This is a genomic window from Kitasatospora sp. NPDC028055, from assembly GCF_040637885.1.
In the GTDB taxonomy this organism is placed as follows: Bacteria; Actinomycetota; Actinomycetes; order Streptomycetales; family Streptomycetaceae; genus Kitasatospora.
In genome coordinates, this window is record NZ_JBEZXE010000030.1 from 24,378 (window position 1) to 51,128 (window position 26,751).

The window sequence follows — 26,751 nt, forward strand, 5'->3', positions numbered from 1 at the left end:
CGGACCGCGCGGGAAGTCGGCCCGGCCGACTTCCCGCGTAACCGTGTTCAGCCGAGGAGGTCGCGGCCGAGGGCGGTGAGGCTGTGCCGGACTTCGCGGCCCCGGCGTTCGGTGGTGATGGCCCCGGCGTCGCGCAGCACGGTGGCGTGGGCGGAGGCGGTCGGCGCGGAGACGCCGAGGCTCTCCGCCAACTGGCCCGTGGTGCAGGCGCCTTGGGCGATCGCCCGGAGGGCCCGGGTACGGGCGGCGCCGATCAGGCGGGCCAGGCCGTCCGCGCGACGGGCCGGGTGCTCGCGGCCGGGGTAGAGCAGGGCCGACGACCGGTGGTCGCCCAGGGGTGCGGTGAGGCCGGAGAGGAAGAGGTTCGGGCGCAACTCCAGCCCGCGCCCGCCGAGGTCGTATGCGAACTGCCACTCCGGACCGGGGTACCGGAGGAGGCCCTCGTCGTGCCAGGACAGGTCCGGGTGGAGCTGCGCCAGCATCGCGCCGAGGCCTGTCTCGGCGACGGCGCGCGAGCGCTGCTCGATGTCGGCCCGTAGGGCGCGCTGGATGTCGGGCCAGTCCGCGGCGAGGCAGCTGCGGAACAGCGCCCAGGCGGCGTCGGTGATCCGGCGCAACTGGCGGGTGCCGTCGTCACGCAACTCGGCGATGACGCGGGGGAGGTGCGGCCCGGTGCCGTAGCCCTGCATCTCCTGGTGGACCTCGGCCTCGGGGAGGGCGAGCAGGGCGTCGAGTTCGTCGCCGATGGTCGCCCGCGCGCCCGTGCGGTCAGGGGTCAGGAACATCGGCACGCCGAGCGGGCTCGCGTTGACCAGCTCGACGAAAACCGCGGCCTGCTGCGGGACATGCCCCTTCACCCGGCGCCACCACCGGTCGCGGTTCACCGAGTCGCGGGCGCAGTGGTGCTGCGGGCCGGCCACGCCGCCCAGCACGTGATCCAGCGGAGAGACCGCGAACCGGACGCGAGCCAGGTCGGCCGGCCGGAAGCCGATTTCGAGCACAGCCGATGGTGCCACGCGACCGGGCCGCCGTGGGTGAGTTCTCAACTATGAGGCCCAGCGGCGAAAAGCTGTCGCCGGAGGGGCCCCGACGGCGAGGGTGGCGGTGTACGGCCAATCCGACAGCGGAGGAAACACACCCATGCGCAAGCTCACCAGCCTCGCCCTCGCGGCGGCGGCCACCCTCGGCCTGGTCGCCGGCTCCGCCGGCAGCGCCTCGGCGCAGGCGATCGGAGGCGGCGGCTGCCGCGGGGGCATCGACATCAAGGCGAACTCGGTGTACGTGGGCCACGGCGTCTCGTTGCTGCCGTGCGCGCGGCCCGACAACTACCAGAACAGCGTGGCCTCGTCGGTGACCGTCTACGGGACGCCGGACACCCAGCTGCGCGTCTGGCAGGCGGTCGCCCGGGTCAACCCGGACGGCTCCATCAGCGACTTCTACCCGAGCGTCCTCTACACCGTCGACAGCGATCTGACCGTGAACGTCTCGCAGCAGTGGATGGGGCACGACCTCTACTGCGCGCTCGGCGGGACCCTGGTGATCGACACCTGGATCACCAACAACGACGTCCGCCAGGGCTCGGTGCAGTCGCCGAGGTTCACCTGCTGACGCAGGATCCCGACGGCCCCGAGCCGACACGCGCCCGCGCGGGTCTGGTGAGTCTCCCCCACGACTCACCGGGCCCGCGCGGCCGTTCTCCCATGACCCCTTGTTAGACATTTAGCCAAGGTGCTAAATATTAGGGATGACCGATGCCCAGGCCGAGGCCGGAGCCTTCCGCGCCCTCGCCGATCCGACGCGGCGCCAGATCCTCGAGGACCTCAGGGGCGGTGAGCTCGCGGCCGGCGAGATCGCCGCCAGGTTCGCGATCAGCGCGCCCTCCATCTCACGACACCTCGGCGTGCTCAAGGGAGCCGGGCTCGTCACCGAGCGGCGGGAGGGCAACCGGATCATCTACGCGCTGGCCGAGGAGCGCCTGGCCACCTGCGTCGGCCGGTTCCTCAGCGCGGTCTGCCCCGAGCAGATCGTGCTCCGCCACACCAAATGGCGCCCCGGGGCGCAGAGCGAGGGATCATGAGGCAGCCACGACTGTCCAGCGTCGTCGAACGACGGCTGCTGGTGAACTACCGGGTCGCGCCGGAGGTCGCGGCGAGTCTGCTCCCCGGGCCGCTGCGCCCGCAACTGGTGCACGGCCACGCGGTCGCGGGCATCTGCCTGCTGCGCCTGGGGAGCGTGCGACCCGCCTGGGCGCCCAGGGCGTTCGGGCTGCGGAGCGAGAACGCGGCCCATCGCTTCGCCGTCGAGTGGGACGGACCGGACGGCGTCGAGACCGGCGTCTACATCCCCCGCCGCGACACCGCCTCGCGGCTCAACGCCTGGGCCGGCGGCCGGCTCTTCCCCGGTGAGCACGGCCGGGCCGACTTCGAGGTGGACGAGACGCCCGACCGGCTGCGCGTCGCACTGGCGGCCAGGGACGGCGGTACCCGGGTGGACGTCACCGTCGAGCTGTCCGACGAACTGCGGGGCAGCGAGCTCTTCGCCGACCTCGCCGAGGCCTCCCGGTTCTTCCGGAACGGAGCGAAGGGCTTCTCGGCCACCGGCTCCGGCCGTCGCCTGGACGGCATGGAACTGCGCCCCGACGCCTGGCCGGTGGAGGCCTGCCGGGTCCGCTCCGCCGCGTCCTCCTTCTTCGACGACCCGGACCGCTTCCCGCCGGGGAGCGCCACCGTGGACTGCGCCCTGGTGCTGCGCGACGCCCCGGCGAGCTGGTGGCCGATCCCGGCCATGGCCGTCGAGCCGCAACCGGCCTAGCCGGCCTAGCCGGTCTACCCGAGCGAGGCCTCGGCCACGGTGACCAGGCCGAGGCCCTCGCGGTGGACCCGCCCGGCTCCCCAGGCGCCCAGCGGCCGGAGCGCCTCGTTGAGCGTCCGCCCGTCCTCGGTCAGGGAGTACTCCACCCGCGGTGGCACCTCCGCGAAGACCTCCCGGTGGACGAGGCCGTCCTGCTCCATCTCCCGCAGGTGCTGCGTCAGCATCTTCTCGCTCACGCCCGGCAGGGCGCGCCGGAGTTCGCCGAAGCGGCGCATGCCGTGGGTGGCGAGTTCCCAGAGGATCAGCCCCTTCCACTTGCCGCTCACCACGTCGAGCGCGGCGTCGATCCCGCAGATGTAGGGCCCGTTCCTCGGTGCCTTGGCCATCACCGATCCCCCTTACGAGAAGGTAAGTACCGCAGAAAACAGTGGGTACTTCCAAGGATAGTGACCCTGGTCGAGCATGGAGGGGTGAACGAACGACAGAACCACACCAGCAGTCAGCACAGCGCCGTCACCGTGATCGGGCTCGGCCCGATGGGGCAGGCGATGACCCGTGCCCTCCTCGCCGCCGGCCACCCGGTCACCGTCTGGAACCGTACCGCCGCCCGGGCCGACGGCGTCGTCGCAGCCGGGGCGACGCTCGCCGCGACGCCCGCCGAGGCGGTCGGGGCGAGCGACCTCGTGCTCCTCAGCCTCACCGACTACCGGGCGATGTACGACATCCTCGACGGCGCCACCGCGGCGCTCGCCGGGCGGACCCTGGTCAACCTGAGCTCCGACACCCCCGACCGCTCGCGCGAGGCCGCCGCCTGGGCGGCGGGCCACGGCGCCGCCTTCCTCACCGGGGGCGTCATGGTCCCCGCGCCGATGGTCGGCACGGCGGCGGCCCAGGTCTACTACAGCGGCCCCGCGCAGGTCATGGAGCGCCACCGGCCGGCGCTGGCCCTGGTCGGAGCGCCGAAGTACCTGGGCGAGGACCCGGGCCTGGCCCAGATGATGTACCAGGCCCAACTCGCCGTCTTCCTCACCACCCTGTCCGCCCTGATGCAGGCCACCGCGATGCTGGGCACCGCGGGGATGAAGGCCGGGGAGGCACTGCCCGAGCTGCTGGCCTCCGCCGACACGATCGGCGCCATCCTGCGGGCCGGCGAGGCCAACCCCGGCACGGCGCTCGACGCCGGTGAGCACCCCGGTGACCTCAGCACGGTCACCATGATGGGGGCGACCGCCGACCACATCGTCGAGACCAACAGCTCGCTCGGCCTCGACCTCGCCCTCCCGCTGGCCGTCCAGGCCCACTACCGGCGCGCCATCGAGGACGGACACGGCGGTGACAACTGGACCCGCATCATCGACGGCATCCGGTCACCCCGCTGACCGACCGCCGTACGGGGGCCGTGCGTGGGAAGTCGGCCGGGCCGACCTTCCGCGCACGGCTCCGCCCCGTCGAGCCGCACGACTCGACGGGGCGGAGCACCGTGCCGCCGTCAGCCCGCCCGGACGGCGCTGACCAGGTCCGGCAGCAGGTTCGCCGCGTCGGGCGTGCCCAGGCCGGTGACCGGGTCCCAGCCCGTACCGGCCGGGTAGCCCGGAACGGTCGGGTCGGTGGTGTTGTCGCCGAGCGTCACGTCGTGGAAGTCGGCCGCGTACTTCGCCGGGTCGGTGCCCAGCTTGTACAGGGCCGGGTTGATCAGGCCCAGGCCGCCGCCGTTGATCTGGTCCGCGATCGAGACCAGGCCGGCCCACTGCGGGCAGGACAGCGAGGTGCCGCCGATGTCGTACCAGCCCGTGCTGCACGGGGTGGCACCGCACTTGAGGCCCGAGGAGCCGTCCGGCGGCAGCGACAGGTAGACCAGTGCGCCGGTGCTGGAGGCGGCCTGGAGGGAGATGTCCGGCACGCCGCGCTTGGCGCCGATCGCGGTGGAGCCGGCCGGCAGCGCCGACTGGTAGTCGGGCCGGTCGAAGACCCGGCTGAACCCGCCGCCGGAGTAGGTCCAACCCACCTCGGCCGAGCCGGAGTCGTGCTGGCAGACGGCCGGGTTGTCGGTGCTGTCCACGGTCCGGGCGCCGGTCGCCCCGGGGTCGGTGCACAGGTAGGTGCCGCCCACACCGGTCACCAGCGGGTCCGAGGCCGGCCACTCCACCGACGGGTACGGCAGGGTCGAGCCGCCCGACTTCACCGGGGTCTTCTCCGAGCCGGTCGTGCCGTTGTCGCCGGAGGAGCCGAGCACCGTGACCCCGTTCAGGGCCGCCGACTTGAAGGCGTGCCGCAGCGGTTCGATGGACTGGGCGCTGCCGAAGGCGCCCTCGGCGGAGGCGAAGGACTGCGAGATGACGTTCGCCAGGTGGTGGTCGACCACGTACTGCTCGGCGTTCATCATCGCGGGCAGGCCCTGGACGCCGAGCGTCTCCGCGGTCGGCGTGCTGACCAGCAGGATGTTGGCACCGGGCGCCATCGCGTGCGCGGTCTCCACGTCGAGCGCGACCTCCAGCGCCCACGCGGCCTTGCTCTCCTGGCCGGTGCCGTGACTGGTGGGCGGTGGCGCGGTGGTGCCCGGATCACCCTGGACGTGCAGCTCGCTGAAGGACGGCATCCCGGGCTGGCAGGTCACCGCCTCCTCGCCGCACATCGCGGCGACGCCGAAGGCCTGGTCGAAGACGTGCAGGTCGTGCGCCATGGTGTCGCTGCCGTACGAGTCGAGGATCGCGATCGTCTGGCCGCGGCCGTCGAAGCCGCCCGCGTAGAGCGGGCCCAGGTGGTAGGCGGCCCTGATCGCCTGCGGGTCGAAGCAGCGGCGGCCCGCACCGGCGCACTGTGCCGGGGTGGGGGGAGTGGTGCTCGCCGACACCTGGGCGTAGTCGGCCACGGTGGGGTGCACCGTCGGGTAGTCGGCGGCCACGGCGCTGCCGGCCACGGTGCCGCCGACCACCGGTGCGGCGAGCGCGCCGGAGGCCGCGAGGGCCAGGCTGCTCGCCCCGGCCAGGAGCATGCGGCGTATCGTTCGAGCCTTCAAGTAGTCCTCCACGAGGGTTGGTTGGGGGACGTGGGCGATCGGCCCGGGGCGGATCGAGCGCCCTGGGCACGGGGGGAATGCAGGGCGGAACACGGGGCGGAACACGGAGCGGAATCCGGGACGCGGGGTCACGGACGGGCGCGAGTGTAGGCGGGTCGTCGGCGGGCTCTCAATGGCCCGTTCGACGCGGGTTCGGCGCCCTTTCGTCGACGGCGGCCGCCCGGCGCGCCCCGGCGTACCCCCGCCGGAACCGGTGGAACCCGTTCGAGTGAACGGCCGCCCGGTTGCTTCGTCCACGGCCGTCGACCCGCCAAGCTGGGCCGCGGATGCGTAAGAACCAGGTGAGGAAAGGCCGTTCGATGACGCGCGCGCTGATCGTGGTGGATGTGCAGAAGGACTTCTGCGAGGGCGGAAGCGTCCCGGTCGGCGGCGGTGCCGACCGGGCCCGGGCGATCGCCGCGCTGATCCAGGGCCCGGAGCGGGAGGGGTGGTCCCGGGTGGTCGCGACCCGGGACCACCACGTCGACCCGGGCGGCCACTTCTCCGAGCACCCCGACTACCGGGACTCCTTCCCGGTGCACTGCGTGGTCGGCACCGAGGGCGGCGAGTTCCACCCCGACTTCCTGCCCGCGGTCGAGGCCGGCGCGGTCGACGAGGTGTTCTACAAGGGCGCCCGCTCCGCCTCCAAGAGCGGCTTCGAGGGCTTCACCGCCGACGGCACCCCGCTCGCGGACTGGCTGCACGACTGCGGCGTGGACGCCGTCGACGTCGTCGGCATCGCCACCGACCACTGCGTCAAGGCCACCGCCCTGGACGCCCGCCGGGCCGGCTTCGACGCCCGCGTCCTGCTCGACTACACGGCCGGCGTCGCCCCCGACACCACCGACGCCGCGCTCGCCGAGCTCCGCCACGCCGGCGTCGACCTCACCGGCGCCCCGGTGGTCCGCCCCTGACCCCCGACGCTCATAACGGAACGGTTGCGGAGCCCGTCCTTCGGTGCGCAGGGGTTGACGGCGCGGGGAGGGCGGGCGTTTGCTGTGTCCCGCTCGTGCGAATCTGTTGAGTTGTGGTCTGTTTTGTTGTTTTGAACGTTCAAACTCAGCCGTCGAGCGTACACCACCCCCATGCCCCGCCTCCGTCCAGAGCCACCCATCGGGAGGAATGCAATGTCACACCTTTCCCGCCGCGATCTGCTCCGCGCCTCCGGCGCCGGCCTGCTGGCCCTCGCGGCCGGCGGAGCCCTCGCGGCCTGCGGCGACTCGGGCTCGGGGAGCGCCTCCGGCGGGGACGCCGACACCGGCAAGGTCACCGTCTGGTCGTGGGCCACCGCGGCCGTCGCGCTGCGCGCCGTCGTTCCGGCCTTCGAGAAGGACAACCCGGGCATCACGGTGGACGTCCAGGACATCGGCAACCCCGCCATCTGGGACAAGATCACCGTCGGCCTGGCGGCCGGCGGCCAGGGCCTCGGCGACGTCCTGCACATCGGCTGCGACTACCTGCCCGGCTACCTGGAGAAGTTCCCCGGCGGCCTCGCCGACCTCTCGGCCCTCGGCGCCGACGCGCACCGGGAGAAGTTCGCCAAGGGCCTGTGGCCGGTCGTCACCGGCAAGGACGGCCACGCCTACGCCCTGCCCTGGGAGGCCAACCCGCTCGGCTTCTTCTACCGCAAGGACTACTTCGACAAGGCCGGCCTCGACCCCACCACCTTCGCCACCTGGGACGACCTCACCGCGGCCGCCGACCGCTTCAAGGCCGCCAACCCCGGCATCTCGCTGATCGGCATCAACAAGGCCGCCAACCCCAGCCCCGACCTGGACTTCGTCCAGTCCCTGATGCAGCTCCAGGGCGCCTTCTACTTCGACCTCCAGGGCCGGATCACCCTCGGCTCCGAGCCGGACGTCCGCGCCCTGGCCACCCTCAGGCGCCTGGACGACGCCGGGCTGGTCGCCGACGCCCCCGGCGACCACGGGTGGGCCAACCTGATGAAGGCCGGAAAACTCGCCGTCGCCCCGATGCCCGCCTGGGCCGCGCACTACCTGGAGGCCAAGTTCGCCGACCAGCACGGCAACTGGCGCCTCGCCAAACCCCCGGCCGTCACCGCGGGCGGCAGGCGCACCGCCCTGGTGAACTCCACCCACCTCACCGTCGCCGCCTCCAGCCCGCGCCGCCGCGCCGCCTGGAAGTTCGTCGAGTACGCGCTCACCCGCCCCGCCTCGGTGAACGCCATGTTCGAGGCCGGCGGAGTCTTCCCCGCCCTCCTCGACGCCTACGGCGACCCGATGTACGCCAGGCCCAGCGACTACTACGGCGGCCAGTCCCCGCTGCGCACCTTCGCCGACCTGGCCACCGACGGCGGCGACCCCACCAACTACTCCGGCGACTACGCCCGCGCCCTCAAGCTCGCCAGCGACGCTCAGACCAAGGTCCTGCTCAAGGGCGGCGACCCCGCCGTCGTCCTCCAGGACGCCGCCAAGCAGCTCGCCCAGCAGACCGGACGCACCGTCGTATGACCGCCACCACCGCCGTCACCGCGCCCGCCGTCAGCGGGGCGGCCGGGCCCGCCCGCCCCGCCGGCCCGGCCGCGCGCGCCCACCGCCGGGCCCGGCTGCGCCGCACCGCCCTGCCGTACCTGCTGCTCGCCCCCGCCCTGATCACCTTCGGCGTGTTCAAGGCCTACCCGATCGTCGACTCGCTGCTGCTCTCCTTCACCACCGGCTCCGGCCCCGCCGCCCGCCCGGCCGGCCTCGCCAACTACCGCCGCCTGCTGGACGATCCACTGTTCTGGACGGCCCTGCGCAACACCGGCGAGATCCTCGTGGTGCAGGTCCCGCTGATGCTCGGGCTGGCCCTGCTGCTGGCCGTCGGCATCAACTCCACCCTGGTGCGCTGGCGGGCCGTCTGGCGGCTCGGCGTCTTCATGCCCGCCGTCACCGGCCTGGTCGCCACCGGCGTGATGTTCGCCTTCCTGCTCAAGCGCGACGACGGCGCGGTCAACTGGCTGCTGCACGCCGTCGGTCTGCCCTCCGTCGACTGGCTGGGGCAGCCGTTCTGGGCCCGGATGTCCGTCGTCCTGGTGCTGACCTGGCACTACACCGGCTACAACGCCGTCATCTACCTGGCCGGCCTGCAGTCCGTCCCGAAGGAGCTGTACGAGGCGGCGATGGTCGACGGCGCCGGTGCCGTCCGCCGCTTCACCGCGATCACCGTCCCGGCGCTGCGCCCGGTGCTGCTGTTCACCGTCGTGCTCTCCACCATCGGCACCCTCCAGCTCTTCGACGAGCCGTACGTGCTGACCGGCGGCGGCCCGGACAACGCGAGCCTGACCGTCTCCATGTACCTGTACCAGAACGGCTTCCGCTACTTCGACTTCGGCTACGCCTCCGCCATCGCCTACGCGCTCACCCTGCTGGTGGCCGTACTCGGCGCGGTCCAGATGCGCCTGATGGGGGAGAAGGACGGATGAACCCCAAGAACCTCCGCGGCTGGCCGCTGACCTTCCTCCTGGCGGGCCTCACCGGCCTCTCGGTCGCCCCCTTCTACTGGCTGCTGGTCTCCGTCACCCGCAAGGACACCGAGATCTTCGACTGGCCGCCGCACCTGCTGCCCGGCGGCGGCCTCGGCGACAACCTCCACCGGCTGGACCAGCGGATCGGCCTGCTCCGGGTGCTCGGCAACTCCCTGCTGGTGGCCGGGGTCCAGACGCTCGGCGCCCTGGTCGTCGCCCTGCTGGCCGGCTACGCCTTCGCCAAGTTCCGCTTCCGCGGCCGCACCCTGCTGTTCGCGCTGCTGCTCTCCACCCTCGTGGTGCCCGAACAGGTCGTGCTGGTACCGCTGTTCAGGATGATGACGGACTTCGGCCTGCTCGACTCCTACCGGGCGATCATCCTGCCCGGGCTCTGCGTGCCCTTCGCGGTCTTCCTGATGCGCCAGTCGCTGAGCAGCCTGCCGGACGAACTCCTGGACGCCGCCAGGGTCGACGGCGCGGGCGAGTTCCGGGTGCTGTGGAACGTCGTCGTCCCGGTGATGCGGCCGGTGCTCGCCGCGCTCTCGATCTTCCTCTTCCTGGGCTCCTGGAACCAGTTCGTCTGGCCGCTGATCGCGCTGCGCAGCCCGGACATGCACACCCTGCCGGTCGCCCTGGCGACCCTGTACGGCAACCAGAGCACCACCGACTACGGCGCGATCCTCTCCGGGACCGCGCTCTCCACCCTGCCGATGATGGTCCTGTTCCTGGTCCTGCAACGGCAGTTCATCTCCGGCCTGCTGGCCGGCGCGACGAAGGGCTGATCGGCATGACCGAGACCGAGACCGACACTGGCACCGGCACCGGCACTGGTACCGGCAGCGAGGCCGAGGCCACGACCGAGGTCTGGGAGCCGCACGCCCCCGCCCCCGGAGCGCTCCACCCGCTGCTCCACGCCGGGGGCCCGGAGCTGCGGGCGAGCGGCACCGCCACCGCCCGGGAGGTCGCCGACGGCGTGGTCGAGGTGACCGCCGAGGGCCCCGCCGAGGTCCGGATCGAGTGGCGGGTGCCCTGCGTGGACGTCAGCTCCTTCTGGACCCCGGAACCGCGCGGCACCGGCTGGCTGCCCGCCGCCTGGAGCGCCCCGCGCCGCACCGGCCTTGCCGCCGGCGCCCCGATCGCCGCGCTGGTCGGCACCGGGGACACCGCGGTCTGCGCCTTCGCGGCCGAGCAGACCGAGGTGCTGGCCGGGGCCGGAGTGGTCGAGGAGACCGGCGACTTCCGCTTCTGGGCCCAGGCCACCGGCCGGATCACCGTCCGGATCGACACCTCGCGTCGGCAGTTCGCCCGCTGCCTGGCCGACCTCACCGCCTGGTGGGGCGAGGGCCGCACCGTCGTCGTCCCCGAGGACGCCCGCCGCCCCGCCTACTCCACCTGGTACTCGATGCACCAGGAGGTCTCGCCCGAGCGCATAGAGACCCAGGCCGCGCTCGGCAAGGCCCTCGGGCTGGACGTGATCATCGTCGACGACGGCTGGATGACCGCCGACCGCACCCGCGGCTACGCCCACTGCGGCGACTGGGAGCCCGTCTCGCTGCCCGACACCGCCGAGCACGTCCGGCGCGTCCACGACCTCGGCGTGCGGTACCTGCTCTGGTACGCGCTGCCGTTCATCGGCAAGGACAGCGCCGCCTACCGGAAGATCGGCCGGCACGCCCTCGCCGACGTCCCCCACCTGGGCGCGGTGGTCGCCGACCCGCGCTACCCCGAGGTCCGCGAGTTCCTCACCGACCGGCTGGCCCGGGCCGTCGAGGAGTGGGGCATGGACGGGCTCAAGGTCGACTTCGTCGACTCCTTCGCCCGCGCCGCCGAGCGCCCCGACGCCCCAGTGCCCGGCCCCGAGGCGGACTGCGCCGAGGTGGCCGAGGGTGTGGCGAAGCTGCTCGCCGCGATCCGGGCCCGGACCACCGCCGTCCACCCGGAGGCGATGATCGAGCACCGGCAGCCGTACGTCAGCCCCGCCCTGTGGCCGTACGTCACCATGATCCGGGCCACCGACTGCCCGCTCAGCCCGCAGGAGAACCGGCAGCGCACCCTGGACGTGCGGCTGGCCGCCGGGCCGGTGCCCGTGCACGCCGACATGCTGATGTGGCACCCGGCCGAGCCGCCCGAGCAGATCGCCTGCCACCTGGTCAACGTGCTCTTCGCGGTGCCCCAGATCTCCGTCGACCTCGCTGCCCAGGGCCCCGGGCAGCGCGAGGCGATCGCCTTCTGGCTGGGGGTGTTCCGCGAGCACCTCGACACCCTGCAACGCGGTGAACTGCTCCCCAGCCGGCCCGACCTCGGATACCCGCTGGTCACCGCCCGCGGCGAGGGGGCGGTCGTGGTCGCCCGGTACGCGGCGCTGCCGGTGGACGTCTCGGCGGACGACTGGCACACCCTGCTGGTGGCCAACGCCGACGCCGACCCGGACGTCCGGCTGATCGGCGGCAGCGGGAGGGCCACCGCCACCGTCCAGGACGCCCGGGGGCGTATCGTCCGGCAGGACGAGATCGACCTCGACTGGACGGACACCCTGGCGGTGCCGCGCGGCGGGCTGCTGTCGCTGCGCCGCCCCTGACCCACGACCGGAGGACCCCGCATGCCCGAGGGAGCGCGCCGACCGCGCCGTGGCGCCAGCACCATCGAGGAGGTCGCCCGCGCGGCCGGGGTCTCCCGGCAGACCGTCTCCAACGTGCTCAACGCCCCGCACCGGGTCCGCGCCGAGACGCTGGCCCGGGTCAGCACGGCGATCCGCGAACTCGGCTACCAGCCCGACCAGTCGGCCCGGTCGCTGCGCAGCGGCGCCCGGCGCACCATCGGCTACCTCGCGCCGGTGGACGACCCGCTCGACCCCAACCCGCTGATGGCCGGCTTCCTGGAGGCCCTGGTCGACGCGGCCGGGGAGCGCGGGCAGCGGGTGCTGCTGTTCCGGCCCGCCCCGCCCGAGGCGGACCCGGTGGCGGCCATCGACGAACTGGTGGCGGCCCGGCAGGTGGACGGGCTGGTGCTGGCGGACGTGCTGACCGAGGACCGGCGGATCGCCCACGTCGCCGGGCTGGGCGTCCCCTTCGTCAGCTTCGGCCGGACCGGACCGGGCGAGCCGCAGCACTGGGCGGACATCGCCAACGACGCGGCGATGGCCGCCGTGGTGCGGCACCTCGCGGCGCAGGGCCACCGCCGGATCGGCTACCTCGGTGCCGCCGAGGAGCTGCCCTGGATGGCGGCCCGGCGGGCGGGCTTCCTCGCGGAGACGCGCCGGCTGGGCCTGTCGGCGGTGACGACGACAGGCCCAGCGGCCGGGGCCGAACCGGCCCCGACCGTCGGCCCGGTGGCGGCCGTGCGGGAGCTGCTGCGCGGGCCCGACCGGCCGACGGCCGTCGCCGCGGGCAGCGACCTGCTGGCGCTGGACGCGTACGAGGCGATCCGGGCCGAGGGGCTGGCGGTCGGGCCCGCCGGGGTGGCCGTCACCGGGTTCTACGACTCGCCGCTGTGCCGGCACCTGCACCCGCCGCTGACCTCGGTCCGGCTGCCGCTGCGGGCCCTGGCGGCCGGGCTGGTCGTCCGGCTGCTGGACCAGGTGCACGGCGAGGCCGCGCCGACGGGCGGCCTGGAGCTGCCCACCGAGCTGGTCGTGCGGGCGAGTTCGGCCTGACCGGCGGCCCCTCCGCGGTGACTCAGGCCCGGTGCGCCTCCGGGCGCTCCGGGGACGCCTCCGCGAGCGCCCGGGTGACCGCCTCCACCCCGGCGCGCAGCCCGTACACCGGCGTGGCCGGCTGCTGGCGCCAGGAGTCGTCGATGCCGCCCGCGTCCACGGTGTCGAAGCCCAACTCGTCGACCAGCGCCCGCACCACGGCCTTCGCCGCCTCGTCGTCCGACGCGACCGGCACGGCGAGGCGCTCCGGGTCGCCCGCCGGGCGGGGGCGGTCCAGCAGGTCCTGCGCGTAGGTGCCGTTGAACACCTTCACCACCCGGTGGCCCAGGTGCTGCTCCGTCCAGCGGCTCTCCGTCAGCCCGCCGTCCTCGATCGCGTCGATCCGGCCGTCGCGCTCCTTCGGGTAGTAGTTGCCGGTGTCGATCACCGCCACCCCCTCGGCGGCGCCGTCGAACAGGCCCGCGGGGAGGTCCGGAACGTTCTTCAACGGCACCGTCACCACCACGACCTGGGCGCCGTTCGCCGCCTCCGTGGCCGTCACCGCCTTCGCGCCCGTCTCCTCGACCAGGGCCTTCAAGGACTCCGGCCCGCGCGAGTTCGCCACCGAGACCTCGTGCCCGAGCGCCGTCAGACGGCGCGTCAGGTTGCCGCCGATGTTGCCCGCGCCGATGATGCCGATCTTCATGGGTAAGCCCCTTCGTGAGTGCCGTACTTGGCCGTCGTCCTGCCCCAACCAGGCGGTGATCGGATCTGTTCCCCACCCCAGGGTGGTCCTCCGGAACCCCGGGTTGACGCGGGTCTGGTACCGCCCGGCCGCACGCCGTGAGGGTGGGGCCCATGAACGACTCCACCGTCCTCGTCACCGGCGGCACCAGCGGCATGGGCCTCGCCACCGCCCGCCACCTCCTCAGCACCGGCGCCCGGGTCGTGGTCACCGGCCGCGACGACGGCCGCCTCGCCCGCGCCGCCGAACGGCTCGACGGCGGCGACCGCCTGCTCACCGTCCGCGCCGACGTCTCCGTCCCGGCCGACCTGGCCCGCCTCGCCGACACCGTCCGGGCCCGCTTCGGCAGGCTCGACGGCGTCTTCGCCAACGCGGGCGTCGGCATCTTCCGGCCCGCCGCCGAACTCACCGAGGCCGAGGTCGACCAGGTCATCGGCACCAACCTCAAGGGCGTGCTGTACACCGTCCAGCACGCCCTGCCGCTGCTGGACGCGGCCGGCGGCGGCTCCGTCGTCCTCAACGCCTCCTGGACCCCGCACCGCGGCCTCCCCGGCGCCACTGTCTACGCCGCCGCCAAGGCGGGCGTCCTCAGCCTCGCCCGCACCCTCGGCACCGAACTGGCCGGGCGCGGCATCCGGGTCAACTCCGTCAGCCCCGGCTACATCGTCACCGAGATGTTCCACGCGGCCGTCCCCGACCCCGCCGACCACGAGCCGATCCGCGCCCACGTCCCGCTCGGCCGCCTGGGCCGCCCCGAGGACGTCGCCGAGACCGTCGCCTTCCTGCTCTCCGACCGCTCCTCCTACATCACCGGCCAGGACCTCGTCATCGACGGCGGCCTCGTCCCCGCCTTCCCCTCCCTCACGGGCTGAGCCCGCCGCGCGTGCCTGGTCCTGCCGGGGCCAGGCACGCCACCGCCCGTCCGGGTCACAATCACCCCGTGAACCCGACCACCGCCCTCAGCGAGTTCCTCCGCACCCGCCGCGCCCGGCTCCGCCCCGAGGACGTCGACCTCCCCGACTACGGCGGCCTGCGCCGGGTCGCCGGTCTGCGCCGTGAGGAACTCGCCCACCTGGCCGGCGTCAGCGTCGACTACTACACCCGCCTCGAACAGGGCCGCGTCGGCAACCCCTCCACCACCGTCCTCGACGCCGTCGCCCGGGCCCTGCGCCTCGCCCCCGACGAGACCGGCCACCTCCACCGCCTCGCCCGCCCCGCCGACCGCACCCACCGCGGCCGCCCCGCCCGCCAGCAGCCCCGGCCCTCCCTGCTGCGCCTCCTCGACCGCCTCGACCACACCCCCGCCGTGGTCATGGGCCACCGGATGGACATCCTGGCCTGGAACCGGGCCGCCACCGCCCTCTTCGGCGACTACGGGGCCCTCCCGCCCGAGCACCGCAACATCGCCCGGATCACCTTCCTCGACCCGGCCTCCCGCGACCTCTACGCCGACTGGACCACCTGCGCCCGGGAGAACACCGCCTTCCTCCACCTCGAGGCCGGCCGCCGCCCCGACGACCCCCGGCTCGCCGAACTCATCGGCCAACTCTGCCTCGGCAGCCCCGAGTTCCACCGGATGTGGGCGGACCACCCGGTCGCCGACAAGACCTCCGGCCGCAAGCGCTTCCACCACCCCGTCGTCGGCCCCCTGGAACTGGCCTACGAGACCCTCCGCCCCGCCGACGACCCCGACCAGGCCCTGATCACCTACACCGCCGACCCGGGCACCCCCTCCGACGACGCCCTCCGCCTGCTGCTCTCCTGGGAGGTCACCCGTTGACGGTTCTGGATCGCCTCCTCGCCGGTCTCCCCGAGGCGTTCTCGACCGCCCCGCGGCCGAGCCGGATCGACGGCTGCCCCTGCTGTGCCTCCCGGGCCGGGCTGGACCGCCTCCTGCGCACGCCCCGCGAGCAGCTGACGCCCGGGGAGCTCGGCCCCTACGCCGCCTCCGTGCTGAACACCGTCGGCGCGCCCGCCGACCTGCGCTACTTCCTGCCGCGCATCCTCCAGCTCGTCCTGACCAGCGAACTCGCCCGGCCCGAGCTGCCGTTGGTCGGCCGCAAGCTGGCGCAGGCCGGCTGGCAGGACTGGCCGGAGGCGCCGTACCTGCGCCGGCTCCTCGACGCCCTGTGGCTCGACGTCCTGCACGACGCCGGGCAGTGGTGGGACGCCGACGCCGTGCTCTGCGCCCTGGGGGCCGCCGATCCGGACGGGACCGGCGGCCGGCTAGCAGAATGGGCCCGGTTCGCGGACCCCGTGGCCGTGGAGCGCCTGTACGAGTTCGCCCTCGGCGGTGAGCTCGAACCGCGGGACGCCTTTTGGGACGAACAGGGCGCCGCGTACCGGACCTTCGCGGCCTGGCTGCGTGGGCCCGAGCTCCAACTGGCCGTCGAGGCGGCCTTCCTGCGGACCGATGACCCCACCCAACTCGATCAACTCATCACCGTCCATGACATCCTGGCGGCATGACCCACGACATGGTGCCGCCACTGCTCGCAGTAGCAGTGCTCCTGCTCGTCATCAAACTGGCCCGCGGGCGGCGAAACGGCAAGCCCTCGCCGCTGATTCCGCAGTCATTCCCCGCGCTGGCGACGGCGCTGGCGGTCGCCGCCCTGGTGGTGGCCTCCGGACTGGCGGGCGGTCAGCCGTGGGACGCGTCGGTGATCCCGGCGGTCGCACTCGGCGGGCTGGTGGGCTCGTTCGTGGACCTCCGCCACCGCTGAGCGCGGGCCCGCCGGCCCCCCGCGCGCCCGGCCCCCGAGCGCGCGGCCCCCGGCGGCCGGGCCGTCACTCGAAGCGCGCGGTGTCGCCGGCCCCCCGGCGGGTGATCTCGGCCTCGCCGCTGGAGAAGTCGATGACCGTGGTCGGCTCGGTGCCGCAGTCGCCGGAGTCCACCACGGCGTCCAGCACGTGGTCGAGGCGTTCCTTGATCTCCCAGCCCTGGGTCATCGGCTCGTCCTCGCCGGGGAGGATCAGGGTGCTGGAGAGGAGGGGCTCGCCGAGTTCGGCGAGCAGCGCCCGGGTGACGGCGTGGTCGGGGATCCGGACCCCGACGGTCTTCTTCTTGGGGTGCATGAGCCGGCGCGGCACCTCCTTGGTGGCGGGGAGGATGAAGGTGTAGCTGCCCGGCGTCGCGGCCTTGACGGCCCGGAAGACGTTGTTGTCGAGCTGGACGAACTGCCCCAGCTGGGCGAAGTCCTCGCACATCAGGGTGAAGTGGTGGCGCTCGTCGAGGCGCCGGATGGACCGGATCCGCTCGAGCCCGTCGCGGTTGTCCAGGCGGCAGCCGAGCGCGAAGCAGGAGTCGGTCGGGTACGCGATGAGGGCCCCGGAGCGGAGGCTGTCGGCCACGGTGCTGATGGTGCGCGGCTGGGGGGACTCGGGGTGCACGTCGAAGTACTTGGCCATTGGCCGACCTTACGGGATCCCGCCCGTTGATCGCCGCAACCGCGTCGTACCGCGTCACCCGCCAACTGTCGGCCACCGTCGGCGGACCGCCGGCAGACTGCTGGCGGAGCGCCGGGCCGCGGCGTACGGTCGGTCACCATGGGCGCGGACCAGGCGAGGGTGAACCGGATCTTCCTGCCCGGCACGTACGCCGAGGGCGTGCCGTACGGGCTGTTCCGCGAGCTGCGCGCGGCGGCGCCGGTCTGCTGGGTGGAGGAGCCGGCGGTGGGGGACTGGCCGCCCGGGGCGGGCTACTGGGCGGTGCTGCGGCACGCGGACGTGAAGCACGTGCTGCGCAGCCCGGAGCTGTTCTCCTCGCACCTCGGGGCGACCCAGATCCGCGACCCGGACACCCCCGCCGACCTGGCCTTCGTCCGCACCATGATGCTCAACCAGGACCCGCCGGACCACGCCCGGCTGCGCCGGATCGTCGCCGCCGCGTTCACCGCGCGCGCCCTGGCCGAGCTGGCCGCGGCGGTGGACGGCCGGGCGCGCGAGCTGGTGGAGGCCGTCCGGCCCGCCGGGGCGGCCGACTTCACGGCGATGGCGGCGGACCTGCCGGTGTGGACGCTGGCCCGGGTGATGGGCGTGCCGGAGCAGGACCGGGGCCTGCTGCTCGACTGGGCGAACCGGGTGATCGGCTACCAGGACGCCGACTACGCCCACGCGAGCACGGTCGACCCGGCCGCGCTGACCGACCTCGGCCGGGCCGCCCTCGCCCACCGCCCGACGGCCCGGACCACCCCGGACGGCCGTCCGGTCAACCCGCGTTCGCGGGCCGCGCTGGCCGACATGTTCGCCTACGCGCACGCCCTGGCCCGCCGGCCCGGCCCGGACGGCGTGCTGGCCCGGATGCTCGGGGCGGGGCTGACGGCGGAGGAGTTCGAGACGATGTTCTTCCTCTTCGCCGTCGCCGGGAACGAGACCGTGCGCAACGGCCTGCCGGGCGGCCTGCTGACCCTGCTCGGGCATCCGGACCAGTACCGACTCCTGTGCGAGCGGCCGGAGTTGATTCCGTCCGCGGTGGAGGAGATGCTGCGCTGCTGGCCGCCCGTGGTGCACTTCCGCCGCACCGCGACCCGGGACACCCGGATCGCCGGGCAGCCGGTCCGCCGGGGCGACAAGGTGGTGGTGTACCACGCCTCGGCGAACCGGGACGCGGCCGTGTTCGCGGAACCGGACCGCTTCGACGTCTCGCGCACCCCGAACGACCACGTGAGCTTCGGGTACGGCCCGCACTTCTGCGTCGGCGCCCAGCTCGCCCGGCTGCAGCTGCGGTCGGTGCTGCGCCACCTGCTCGACCGCCTGCCGGGGCTGGAGCTGGACCCGGAGCGGCCGCCGCGGCGCCTGGTGTCCAACTTCCAGAACGGGCTCAAGAGCCTGCCGGTGCGCTGGACGGTCCCGGGGTGACGCGTGCGCCCGGCCACCCCGGTCCCGGAGGCTCAGCCCGCGCAGGCCGGGCAGAGGCCCCGGTAGGTGACCTCGGCGCCCGAGACGGCGAAGCCGAACCGCTGCTCCGCCGGGAGGTCGGCGAGCGGGTCGCCGAGGGGGTGGACGTCGCGGATGGCCCCGCAGCCGGTGCAGACCAGGTGCTGGTGCGGGTGGTGGGCGTTGGGGTCGTAGCGCTTGGCGCGCCCGTCCGTGGACACCTCGATGACCTCACCGAGGGTGACCAGCTCGCCGAGGGTGTTGTAGACCGTCGCGCGGGAGATCTCCGGGAGGCGCTCGGCCGCGCGGGCGTGCACCTCGTCGGCGGTCAGGTGCACGTGCTCGCCGTCCAGGACCTCGGCCACGACACGCCGCTGGGAGGTGAGGCGCCAGCCGCGTTCGCGCAGCCGCTCCAGCAGGTCACTCATCACGGTTCACCTATTCGGGTCATGGGGGAAGACCGGAGTTTACCAACCAACAGCCAGGCTGCTCCGGTTCCCGATCGGGTACGGGCTTGGTGCCTTTCTTGACTTGGATTCCGTCCATCGTAGGATCGGCTCCGGCGCTAGCCTGGGTAGCAGCAGTGCACATCCTGCACACGCGGCCAGCGCAGCCGCAGCAGGAGCAGGCAGTAGCAGTAGGTGCCGTAGGTAGCAGATAGACACCGTGATCCGCCTTGTACGGAAGGATTCCCATGTCTGAGAACCACGATGCAACCGTTGTAGAGGCGAGCGCGGGCGGCTGCCCGGTCGATCACGGGCGCGCGCTCCACCCCACCCAGGGCGGCGGGAACCGCCAGTGGTGGCCGGAGCGGCTGAACCTCAAGATCCTCGCCAAGAACCCCGCCGTCGCCAACCCGCTCGGCGCGGACTTCGACTACGCCGCGGCGTTCAGCGCCCTGGACCTCGCGGCCGTCAAGCGGGACATCCAGGAGGTGCTCACCACCTCGCAGCCCTGGTGGCCGGCCGACTTCGGCCACTACGGCCCGTTCATGATCCGGATGGCCTGGCACAGCGCCGGCACCTACCGGATCAGTGACGGTCGTGGCGGCGCCGGCGGCGGCCAGCAGCGCTTCGCCCCGCTGAACAGCTGGCCGGACAACGCCAGCCTGGACAAGGCCCGCCGACTGCTGTGGCCGGTGAAGAAGAAGTACGGGCGCAGCCTGTCCTGGGCCGACCTGATCGTCCTGACCGGCAACGTCGCGCTGGAGGGCATGGGCTTCGAGACCTTCGGCTTCGGCGGCGGCCGGGTCGACGAGTGGGAGCCCGACGAGGACGTCTACTGGGGCCCCGAGACCACCTGGCTCGGCGACGAGCGCTACACCGGCGACCGCGAGCTGGAGAGCCCGCTGGCCGCCGTCCAGATGGGCCTGATCTACGTCAACCCCGAGGGCCCCAACGGCAACCCGGACCCGATCGCCGCCGCCCGCGACATCCGCGAGACCTTCTACCGGATGGCGATGAACGACGAGGAGACCGTCGCGCTGATCGCCGGCGGCCACACCTTCGGCAAGACCCACGGCGCCGGCCCGGCGGACAACGTCGGCCCGGACCCGGAGGCCGCGCCGATGGAGCAGCAGGGCCTCGGCTGGAAGAGCCGCTACGGCACCGGCGTCGGCGGCGACGCCATCACCAGCGGCCTCGAGGGCACCTGGACGGCCACCCCGATCACCTGGGACAACAGCTTCTTCGAGACGCTGTTCGGCTACGAGTGGGAGCTCACCAAGAGCCCGGCCGGCGCCCACCAGTGGAAGCCGAAGGACGGCGCCGGCGAGGGCACCGTGCCGGACGCCCACGACCCGGCCAAGCGGCACACCCCGATCATGCTCACCACCGACCTGTCGCTGCGCTTCGACCCGGTGTACGAGCCGATCTCCCGCCGCTTCCTGGAGAACCCGGCGGAGTTCGCCGACGCCTTCGCCCGCGCCTGGTACAAGCTGACCCACCGCGACATGGGCCCGGTCGTGCGCTACCTCGGCCCGGAGGTCCCGAGCGAGCACCTGCTCTGGCAGGACCCGCTGCCGGCGGTCTCGTACCAGCAGATCGGTGCCGCGGACGTCGCCGACCTCAAGCGGCGGATCGCCGAGACCGGCCTGTCGGTCTCCGAGCTGGTCTCCACCGCCTGGGCCGCGGCCTCCTCCTTCCGCAGCAGCGACAAGCGCGGCGGGGCCAACGGCGGCCGGATCCGGCTGCAGCCGCAGGCCGGCTGGGAGGTCAACGAGCCGGACCGGCTGGCCGGTGTGCTGCGGGCGCTGGAGGGCGTGCAGCGGGACTTCAACGCGCAGGCCGGCGACAAGCAGGTCTCGCTGGCGGACCTGGTGGTGCTGGCCGGCGGCGTCGGCGTCGAGCAGGCGGCCAAGGCGGCCGGGCTGGCCGTCGAGGTGCCGTTCGCGGCCGGCCGGGTGGACGCCCCGCAGGAGCTCACCGACGTCGAGTCCTTCGCCGCGCTGGAGCCCAAGGCGGACGGCTTCCGCAACTGGGTCGGCAAGGGCAACCGGCTGCCGGCCGAGTACCTGCTGCTCGACAAGGCGAACCTGCTGGGCCTGAGCGCGCCCGAACTGACCGTGCTGGTCGGCGGTCTGCGCGTGCTGGGCGCCAACCACCAGCAGTCCGCGCACGGCGTGCTGACCGAGACCCCGGGCGTGCTGACGAACGACTTCTTCGTCAACCTGCTGGACCTGGGCACCAGTTGGTCCGCCACCTCGGAGGACGCCCACACCTTCGAGGGCCGGGACGCCTCCGGTGCGGTCAAGTGGACCGGCACCCGCGCCGACCTGGTGTTCGGCTCGAACTCCGAACTGCGCGCGGTCGCCGAGGTGTACGCGGCCGACGACGCCAAGGAGAAGTTCGTGGCGGACTTCGTCGCGGCCTGGGTCAAGGTCATGAACGCGGACCGCTTCGACCTGGTGTGACGCGGTAGTCCAAGGCGGCGGGAGCCCGGGGGTTCGACGAACCCCCGGGCTCCCGCGCGTGGTTACGGCGCCCCGAACTCCGCTCCGCCGTTACGGTGCTCCCGGTGCGCCCACGCTGACCAGCCCGGTCTCGTACGCCGCGACCACCACCTGGGCCCGGTCCCGCAGCCCCAACTTGCCCAGGATCCGGGCCACATGGGTCTTCACCGTCGCCTCGGAGAGCTGCAGCCGGCCGGCCAGCTCGGCGTTGCCGAGGCCGCGGGCCAGCAGCCCCATCACCTCCAGCTCGCGCGGGGTGAGGGTGGCCAGCTCGCGGTGCGGGGCGGCCGCCTCGGGGGCGGCCGGGCGGGCGAAGCGCTCGACCAGCCGCCGGGTGATCGCCGGGGCGAGCAGGGCGTCCCCGGTGCGGACCAGCCGGACGGCGGCGGCCAGGTGCTCCGGGGTGACGTCCTTGAGCAGGAAGCCGCTGGCCCCGGCGGCCATCGCGGCGTAGACGTAGTGGTCCAGGTCGAAGGTGGTCAGCATGATGATCCGGGGCGCGTCTGCGGCGCGGTCCGCGAGGATCCGCCGGGTGGCCTCCAGTCCGTCCAGGCCGGGCATCCGGATGTCCATCAGCACCACGTCCGGCCGGTTGCGGCGGACGGCGGCGACGGCCTGCTCGCCGTCCTCGGCCTCGGCGACCACCTCGATCCCCTCGGATTCCAGGATCAGCCGGAAGCCGATCCGGACCAGGGCCTGGTCGTCGGCGACCACCACGCGGATCGGCTGCTGCTCCACGACGTCTGTCAACTCTCAACTCTCCAGCGGTATCGAGGCCTTGACGCGGTAGCCGCCGCGTGGCCGGGGGCCGGTGTGCAGGGTGCCGCCGTGGACGGCGAGGCGTTCGCGCAGGCCGAGCAGGCCGCGCCCGTTGCCGGTGGCGGCGGCACCGGTGGGGCGGCCGCCGGTGTCGGTGACCTCCACCGTGAGGTGGTCGGCGGCGTAGTCGACGGTCACCGCGGCGTCGGCGCCGCCCGCGTGCTTGACGGTGTTGGTGAGCGCCTCCTGGACGACCCGGTAGGCGGCCAGCTCGACCCCGGGCGGGACGGGCCGGCGCTCCCCGCGTACCGTCAGCTCCACCGGCAGGCCGGCCCGGCGCACGCCCTCCACCAGGGAGTCGAGCCGGCCGAGGCCGGGCTGCGGGCTGAGATCGGCGGTGGCCGCGGGATCGCCGCCGGTCTCCGAGTCGATGGTCAACAGGCCCATCACCTGGCGCAGTTCGGTCATCGCCGCGCGCCCGCCGGCCTCCACCGCGGCCATCGCCTCGCGGGCCCGGTCCGGAGCGGTGTCCAGGATCTTGCGGGCGGCCCCGGCCTGGATCGTCATCATGCTCACGTTGTGGGTCACCACGTCGTGCAACTCCCGGGCGATGCGCGCCCGTTCCAGCTCCACCGCGCGGTCCAGCGCGGCCAGTTGCTCGCGCTCCAGGGCGGACAGCCGCTCCCGGCCCTCCGCCACCCGGCGCCGCCACATCCGCCGTTCGTAGGCCACCGCGAGCACCGGCACCAGGACGAGCACGGCGATCACCGAGTTCGGGAACCTCGGCAGCTTGGCGTCGTCGAAGAGCGCCACGAGCACCGCGGCGGCGGCCGCCAGGCCGAGCAGCACGGCCCTCGGGCGGCGCCCGTACGCGGCCGCGCTGTAGGCGGCGACGACCACCACCACGCCCGCCCAGAACGCGATGTCCTCGTGCTGCGACCGCACCAGCAGCGCGGCCGGCAGCACCGTCCACAGCACCGCCACCGGGTGGCGCCGGCGCAGCACCAGCGGCAGCGGGACGAAGGGGACCAGCAGCAACCCGGCCCAGGGCGATCCGTGCCAGTGCGGAGCGTCCTGGCTGTGCGCGCGGGCCGCGACGGTGGCGTAGCGGGCGCAGACGGAGACGAGGAGCAGGGCCAGGGCCAGGTCGAAGACCTGGCCGCGCCGGGTGGGCCGGGGCGGGGGCGGCGCGTCGTCTGCGCCGCCGTCCAGCAGCCGTCGCACGGTGGGGTGGTTGATCACCGGGTCATTGTGGCGGTCGGCCGCCGCCGGGGACAGCCCGGCGAATGGCGGCAGCCGCTGCACCTGGCGACTACCTCGCAAGGATGACACCGGCGGCCGTACGTCCGGCGCGGTACGGAAGTTGCGGCGGGCGGCGGACGTGGCGGGCGGCGGACGCGGCGGCACGCCCGCGCTGCGGGAGGAGTGAGGCCCTGGGCGGGCCAGCGGCTCAGGACCCCTCGTCCGCCCGGCCCTGCTCGGCCTTCCGCTCCGCCGCCCGGACCTGCTCGGTGAAGGCGTGCTCGTCGATCCGCTCGACGCCAGCCCCATGCTTGGCGGCCAGCTCGTCCACCGGCCCGGGCGAGGCCTCCCGCACCTCCACGGCGACCAGCGCCCCGCCGTCCGGCACCCGGGGCGACAGCACGATCAGCGCCGCGCCGCCCTCCGACGCCGCGTGCTCCTCGGCCGCGTTGCCGAGCGCCGCGCCCGCCGCGAAGCCCAGCAGCACCCCCACGGGCCCGCCGAGCAGCCCCACCAGGCCGCCCAGCACCCCCGAGCCGACCGTGGCCACCCCGGCGCCCCGGGTGAAGGTGTCCTTGATCTCCAGCAGGCCGTCGGCACTGCGCTCCATCGCCGCCGCGTACCGCAGCCCCGGCAGGTGCTGCGCCTCCTCGAACGCGGGACGCCAGGCCCCGCCGTCGGGAAAGGTCAGCAGGACGACATTGTGCTGCTCGCTCATCGCACTCCGATCGGACTGGGCTCGGCTCGGTCCTCCATCGTGACCGCCGCCGCGCGACCCGGCCACAGGAACCGGCCCGCGGACCCGGCCACAGGAACCGGCCCGCGGACCCGGCCCGATGGGGTGGTCATCCGATGAGCGGATCGCGCGCGGGTGGTCCGCCCGGGCCCGGCCCGAATCGAACATCGCGGACCTCCCCGGTGATCGACATCCACCAACTCGCCGTCGCCGACACGGAATCGCCCGGATCGGGTGAGAGCGGACGGGACACGCCGAGCGGGCCCGTCGGCCGCTGCCAGGATCGGGGTCCGCACCGAGAGCCAGCCCTTCGCAGAGTGCCCACCGGCACCGCTGCCGACCCACCGCGCCCACCCGGCGCCGAGGGCTGCCCGCGTGCGGGACCGCTGCGGCCGTCGGCCGCCGTACCTGGGAGGAACCCCGTGTCGAAACAGGTCGTGAAGCCCACGAAGCCCCCGGCCGAGAAGCGCCTGGCCGAGAAGTCCCCGGCCGGGGCCGAGCACGACGAGGAGCTGCGCCTGCGCTTCCCCGGCGACCGCCGCGCCGAGGCCGGCGCCTCGATGTCCACCGGCGCGATGCTGCGCCGCCTGCCCCACCTGGTCCGCCGGGCGCTGGCGCTGGCCTGGGCGGCGGACCGCACGTCCACCGTGCTGCTGCTGGTCTGCCAGGCGCTGGCCGGGGTGGCCGGGGCGCTCGCGCTGTACGCCACCACCGGCACCCTGGGCGCCCTGCTGGTCCCCGGGCCGGTGACCGACCACCTGCGCACCGCCACGCCCTCCCTGCTCCTGCTGACCGCCTCGGCCGGGCTGCGGGCCGTCCTGGGCATCGCGGTGGTGGGCCTGTCCGGCCGGGTGTCGCCGCGGATCACCCGGGAGGCGGAGCTGGCGCTGATCGCCGCCGGGTGCGCCGCCGAGCTGGAGGCGTACGACGAACCCGCCTACAACGAGCAGTGGGAGGCCGCCGACCGGGGCGCCTCCACCACGCCCGACCTGCTCTCCAACGCCCAGGACGTGATCGCCTCCACCGTCTCGCTGGCCGCTGCCGCGGGCGTGCTGGCGACGCTCCACCCCTGGCTGGTGCCGCTGCTGCTGCTCGGCTCGGTGCCGACCGCCGTCGCCGCCGTCCGTACCGCCCGGATCCACTACCTGGCCGCGGTGGTCACCAACGAGGACCGCGGCGCGCTGCGCGTCTACCGCTGGTTCCTGATCGACAAGACCCGCGCCGACCAGGTCCGTTCGGACCAGGTCACGCCGTTCCTGATGGCCAAGTACCGTCGCGCCGAGGCCAAGATCGTCGCCGCCACCGACCGGGCCACCCGGCAGGCGGCCAAGGTCTCGCTGCTGGCCGCGCTCGGCACCGGGGCCGGCAGCGCACTGATCTGGGGCACCCTGCTCTACCTGGTGGCCTCCGGCCGGATCGACCTGGCCGCCGCCGGCACCGCCACCTTCGCGCTGCGCACCGCCTCCTCCGGGCTGCAGGGCCTGGTCGGCAACGGCGCCCGGCTGTACCGGATGGGCCTCTACCTGGACGACTACTTCACCTTCCTGGACGAGGCCGGCGGCCACCGCATCGACCGCGGCGAACTGGTGCCGGGCGCACCGCAGTTGGTCGAGGTGACCGACCTGAGCCACGCCTACCCGGGCGAGCAGCAGGAGCCCGCCCTGCGCGGGGTCAGCCTGACCCTGCGGGCCGGCGAGGTGGTGGCCGTGATCGGGCAGAACGGCAGTGGCAAGTCGACCCTGCTCAAGCTGCTCTCCGGCCTCTACCTGCCGCAGTCCGGCCGGATCACCTGGGACGGCGTGCCGGTGGAGGAACTGGACGCGGACGGCATGTGGTCCCGGGTCGCCCGGGTGCCGCAGGAGTTCGCCCGCTGGCCGCTCGGCGCCGCCGAGAACGTCCACCTGGGCCACCTCACCGAGCGGTGGATGGCGGACGTGGTGGAGGCCGCCGCCAGGACCGGTTTCGACGAGACGGTCGCCCGGCTGCGCTCGGGCTGGCGCACCCTGCTCGCCCAGGGGTGGTGGGGCGGCGCCGAGCTGTCCGGCGGCGGCTGGCAGCGCGCGGCCGTCGCCCGGGCCCTGTACCGCACGGTGCGCAGCCCCGGACTGCTGATCCTGGACGAGCCCACCTCGGACCTCGACCCGCGTGCCGAGCACCGCATCCTGCACGCCCTGCGCGGCCTCGCCGAGGGCCGGATCACCCTGCTGGTGACCCACAACATCGCCAACGCGGCGGTCGCCGACCGGGTGATCGTGATGGACAAGGGCAGTATCGTCCAGACCGGCACCTGGGCCGAACTCGCCGCCCGTCCGGACGGGTTGTTCCGCGAGCTGCTGGACCTCCAGCGCGACCGCGCCGTCCCCGCCCAGCGGTCGGCGGCGGACCGTCCCCGGCCGGCCGGGGACCGAGCCGGGGCCTGACCCGGTGACCCCGTCGGGCGGGCGGCTCCCCACCGCCCGCCCGACGGGCCGGAATTCGGGC

Annotated in this window: 26 protein-coding genes; 17 read left to right on the forward strand and 9 right to left on the reverse strand. The window is 74.0% G+C overall.

What is annotated here, in order from left to right; genetic code table 11:
- Positions 1–47: 47 nt before the first annotated feature.
- The gene (locus AB0F71_RS25860; protein WP_360238544.1) at positions 48–932 is read right to left on the reverse strand and encodes a helix-turn-helix domain-containing protein; all 885 of its coding nucleotides are present in this window, start codon (positions 930–932) and stop codon (positions 48–50) included.
- A 208-nt stretch (positions 933–1,140) separates the two neighbouring features.
- Here AB0F71_RS25860 and AB0F71_RS25865 point away from each other — a divergent pair, with 208 nt between their 5' ends.
- The 3 genes from AB0F71_RS25865 (at position 1,141) to AB0F71_RS25875 (ending at position 2,811) form a co-directional block, all read left to right on the forward strand.
- The gene (locus AB0F71_RS25865; protein ID WP_360238546.1) at positions 1,141–1,608 is read left to right on the forward strand and encodes a hypothetical protein; all 468 of its coding nucleotides are present in this window, start codon (positions 1,141–1,143) and stop codon (positions 1,606–1,608) included.
- A gap of 136 nt (positions 1,609–1,744) precedes the next feature.
- Positions 1,745–2,077: a metalloregulator ArsR/SmtB family transcription factor gene (locus AB0F71_RS25870; RefSeq protein WP_360238548.1), complete on the forward strand. Its 333-nt coding sequence runs from the start codon at positions 1,745–1,747 to the stop codon at positions 2,075–2,077.
- Positions 2,074–2,811, forward strand: a complete 738-nt coding sequence (locus AB0F71_RS25875) for a DUF2071 domain-containing protein (protein WP_360238550.1) — start codon at positions 2,074–2,076, stop codon at positions 2,809–2,811. Before AB0F71_RS25870 ends, AB0F71_RS25875 begins: the two co-directional genes overlap by 4 nt.
- A 14-nt stretch (positions 2,812–2,825) precedes the next feature.
- Here AB0F71_RS25875 and AB0F71_RS25880 read toward each other — a convergent pair whose 3' ends face one another.
- Complete coding sequence (locus AB0F71_RS25880) at positions 2,826–3,197, reverse strand: helix-turn-helix domain-containing protein (RefSeq protein ID WP_360238552.1); 372 nt, start codon at positions 3,195–3,197, stop codon at positions 2,826–2,828.
- Positions 3,198–3,281: 84 nt separating this feature from the next.
- Here AB0F71_RS25880 and AB0F71_RS25885 point away from each other — a divergent pair, with 84 nt between their 5' ends.
- Entirely contained in the window at positions 3,282–4,190 is a 909-nt protein-coding gene (locus AB0F71_RS25885) for an NAD(P)-binding domain-containing protein (protein ID WP_360238554.1), read from the forward strand.
- Between the two features lie 110 nt (positions 4,191–4,300).
- Here AB0F71_RS25885 and AB0F71_RS25890 read toward each other — a convergent pair whose 3' ends face one another.
- The gene (locus AB0F71_RS25890; RefSeq protein ID WP_360238556.1) at positions 4,301–5,803 is read right to left on the reverse strand and encodes a S53 family peptidase; all 1,503 of its coding nucleotides are present in this window, start codon (positions 5,801–5,803) and stop codon (positions 4,301–4,303) included.
- Positions 5,804–6,186: 383 nt separating this feature from the next.
- On the opposite strand from AB0F71_RS25890, the gene AB0F71_RS25895 reads away from it, so the two are divergent.
- The 6 genes from AB0F71_RS25895 to AB0F71_RS25920 all read left to right on the forward strand — a co-directional run bounded on the left by AB0F71_RS25895 (position 6,187) and on the right by AB0F71_RS25920 (position 12,984).
- The gene (locus tag AB0F71_RS25895; protein WP_360238558.1) at positions 6,187–6,780 is read left to right on the forward strand and encodes an isochorismatase family protein; all 594 of its coding nucleotides are present in this window, start codon (positions 6,187–6,189) and stop codon (positions 6,778–6,780) included.
- 213 nt (positions 6,781–6,993) lie between these two features.
- Positions 6,994–8,337: an extracellular solute-binding protein gene (locus AB0F71_RS25900; protein ID WP_360238560.1), complete on the forward strand. Its 1,344-nt coding sequence runs from the start codon at positions 6,994–6,996 to the stop codon at positions 8,335–8,337.
- The gene (locus tag AB0F71_RS25905; protein ID WP_360238562.1) at positions 8,334–9,290 is read left to right on the forward strand and encodes a sugar ABC transporter permease; all 957 of its coding nucleotides are present in this window, start codon (positions 8,334–8,336) and stop codon (positions 9,288–9,290) included. The genes AB0F71_RS25900 and AB0F71_RS25905 overlap by 4 nt, the downstream gene beginning before the upstream one ends.
- Positions 9,287–10,114: a carbohydrate ABC transporter permease gene (locus AB0F71_RS25910; protein ID WP_360238564.1), complete on the forward strand. Its 828-nt coding sequence runs from the start codon at positions 9,287–9,289 to the stop codon at positions 10,112–10,114. The genes AB0F71_RS25905 and AB0F71_RS25910 overlap by 4 nt, the downstream gene beginning before the upstream one ends.
- 5 nt (positions 10,115–10,119) lie before the next feature.
- Positions 10,120–11,910: a glycoside hydrolase family 36 protein gene (locus tag AB0F71_RS25915; protein WP_360238566.1), complete on the forward strand. Its 1,791-nt coding sequence runs from the start codon at positions 10,120–10,122 to the stop codon at positions 11,908–11,910.
- A gap of 21 nt (positions 11,911–11,931) precedes the next feature.
- The gene (locus AB0F71_RS25920) at positions 11,932–12,984 is read left to right on the forward strand and encodes a LacI family DNA-binding transcriptional regulator (RefSeq protein ID WP_360238568.1); all 1,053 of its coding nucleotides are present in this window, start codon (positions 11,932–11,934) and stop codon (positions 12,982–12,984) included.
- Between the two features lie 22 nt (positions 12,985–13,006).
- Here the strand turns inward: AB0F71_RS25920 and AB0F71_RS25925 are convergent, their stop codons facing one another.
- Positions 13,007–13,669, reverse strand: a complete 663-nt coding sequence (locus AB0F71_RS25925) for an NAD(P)-binding domain-containing protein (RefSeq protein WP_360238570.1) — start codon at positions 13,667–13,669, stop codon at positions 13,007–13,009.
- A 152-nt stretch (positions 13,670–13,821) separates the two neighbouring features.
- Here AB0F71_RS25925 and AB0F71_RS25930 point away from each other — a divergent pair, with 152 nt between their 5' ends.
- The 4 genes from AB0F71_RS25930 to AB0F71_RS25945 all read left to right on the forward strand — a co-directional run bounded on the left by AB0F71_RS25930 (position 13,822) and on the right by AB0F71_RS25945 (position 16,431).
- Positions 13,822–14,580 carry a glucose 1-dehydrogenase gene (locus AB0F71_RS25930; protein ID WP_360238572.1) on the forward strand — a complete coding sequence of 253 codons (759 nt, stop codon included), beginning with the start codon at positions 13,822–13,824 and terminating at the stop codon, positions 14,578–14,580.
- Positions 14,581–14,648: 68 nt separating this feature from the next.
- Positions 14,649–15,488: a helix-turn-helix transcriptional regulator gene (locus AB0F71_RS25935; RefSeq protein ID WP_360238574.1), complete on the forward strand. Its 840-nt coding sequence runs from the start codon at positions 14,649–14,651 to the stop codon at positions 15,486–15,488.
- A complete protein-coding gene (locus AB0F71_RS25940) occupies positions 15,485–16,177 on the forward strand; it encodes a hypothetical protein (protein ID WP_360238576.1) in 693 nt (230 codons plus the stop codon). Before AB0F71_RS25935 ends, AB0F71_RS25940 begins: the two co-directional genes overlap by 4 nt.
- Positions 16,174–16,431 carry a hypothetical protein gene (locus tag AB0F71_RS25945; RefSeq protein ID WP_360238578.1) on the forward strand — a complete coding sequence of 86 codons (258 nt, stop codon included), beginning with the start codon at positions 16,174–16,176 and terminating at the stop codon, positions 16,429–16,431. Before AB0F71_RS25940 ends, AB0F71_RS25945 begins: the two co-directional genes overlap by 4 nt.
- Positions 16,432–16,495: 64 nt before the next feature.
- On the opposite strand, the gene AB0F71_RS25950 is transcribed toward AB0F71_RS25945, so the two are convergent.
- A complete protein-coding gene (locus tag AB0F71_RS25950) occupies positions 16,496–17,116 on the reverse strand; it encodes an L-threonylcarbamoyladenylate synthase (protein ID WP_360238580.1) in 621 nt (206 codons plus the stop codon).
- A 138-nt stretch (positions 17,117–17,254) separates the two neighbouring features.
- Here AB0F71_RS25950 and AB0F71_RS25955 point away from each other — a divergent pair, with 138 nt between their 5' ends.
- Complete coding sequence (locus AB0F71_RS25955) at positions 17,255–18,565, forward strand: cytochrome P450 (RefSeq protein ID WP_360238582.1); 1,311 nt, start codon at positions 17,255–17,257, stop codon at positions 18,563–18,565.
- A 32-nt stretch (positions 18,566–18,597) separates the two neighbouring features.
- Here the strand turns inward: AB0F71_RS25955 and AB0F71_RS25960 are convergent, their stop codons facing one another.
- On the reverse strand, positions 18,598–19,011 hold the full coding sequence (locus tag AB0F71_RS25960) for a Fur family transcriptional regulator (RefSeq protein ID WP_360238584.1): 414 nt from the start codon (positions 19,009–19,011) through the stop codon (positions 18,598–18,600).
- Between the two features lie 266 nt (positions 19,012–19,277).
- Here AB0F71_RS25960 and katG point away from each other — a divergent pair, with 266 nt between their 5' ends.
- Positions 19,278–21,494 (forward strand): catalase/peroxidase HPI, encoded by a 2,217-nt coding sequence (gene katG, locus AB0F71_RS25965; protein ID WP_360238586.1) that lies wholly within the window; start codon positions 19,278–19,280, stop codon positions 21,492–21,494.
- A 90-nt stretch (positions 21,495–21,584) separates the two neighbouring features.
- Here katG and AB0F71_RS25970 read toward each other — a convergent pair whose 3' ends face one another.
- From AB0F71_RS25970 to AB0F71_RS25980, 3 genes are all read right to left on the reverse strand, one after another.
- Positions 21,585–22,283, reverse strand: coding sequence for a response regulator transcription factor (locus AB0F71_RS25970; protein WP_360238588.1), 699 nt, complete (start codon positions 22,281–22,283; stop codon positions 21,585–21,587).
- A gap of 3 nt (positions 22,284–22,286) precedes the next feature.
- Positions 22,287–23,534 carry a sensor histidine kinase gene (locus tag AB0F71_RS25975; RefSeq protein ID WP_360238590.1) on the reverse strand — a complete coding sequence of 416 codons (1,248 nt, stop codon included), beginning with the start codon at positions 23,532–23,534 and terminating at the stop codon, positions 22,287–22,289.
- A 208-nt stretch (positions 23,535–23,742) separates the two neighbouring features.
- On the reverse strand, positions 23,743–24,252 hold the full coding sequence (locus tag AB0F71_RS25980; protein ID WP_360238592.1) for a hypothetical protein: 510 nt from the start codon (positions 24,250–24,252) through the stop codon (positions 23,743–23,745).
- Between the two features lie 455 nt (positions 24,253–24,707).
- Here AB0F71_RS25980 and AB0F71_RS25985 point away from each other — a divergent pair, with 455 nt between their 5' ends.
- Positions 24,708–26,690, forward strand: a complete 1,983-nt coding sequence (locus AB0F71_RS25985) for an ABC transporter ATP-binding protein (protein ID WP_360238594.1) — start codon at positions 24,708–24,710, stop codon at positions 26,688–26,690.
- The last annotated feature ends 61 nt before the right edge of the window (positions 26,691–26,751 follow it).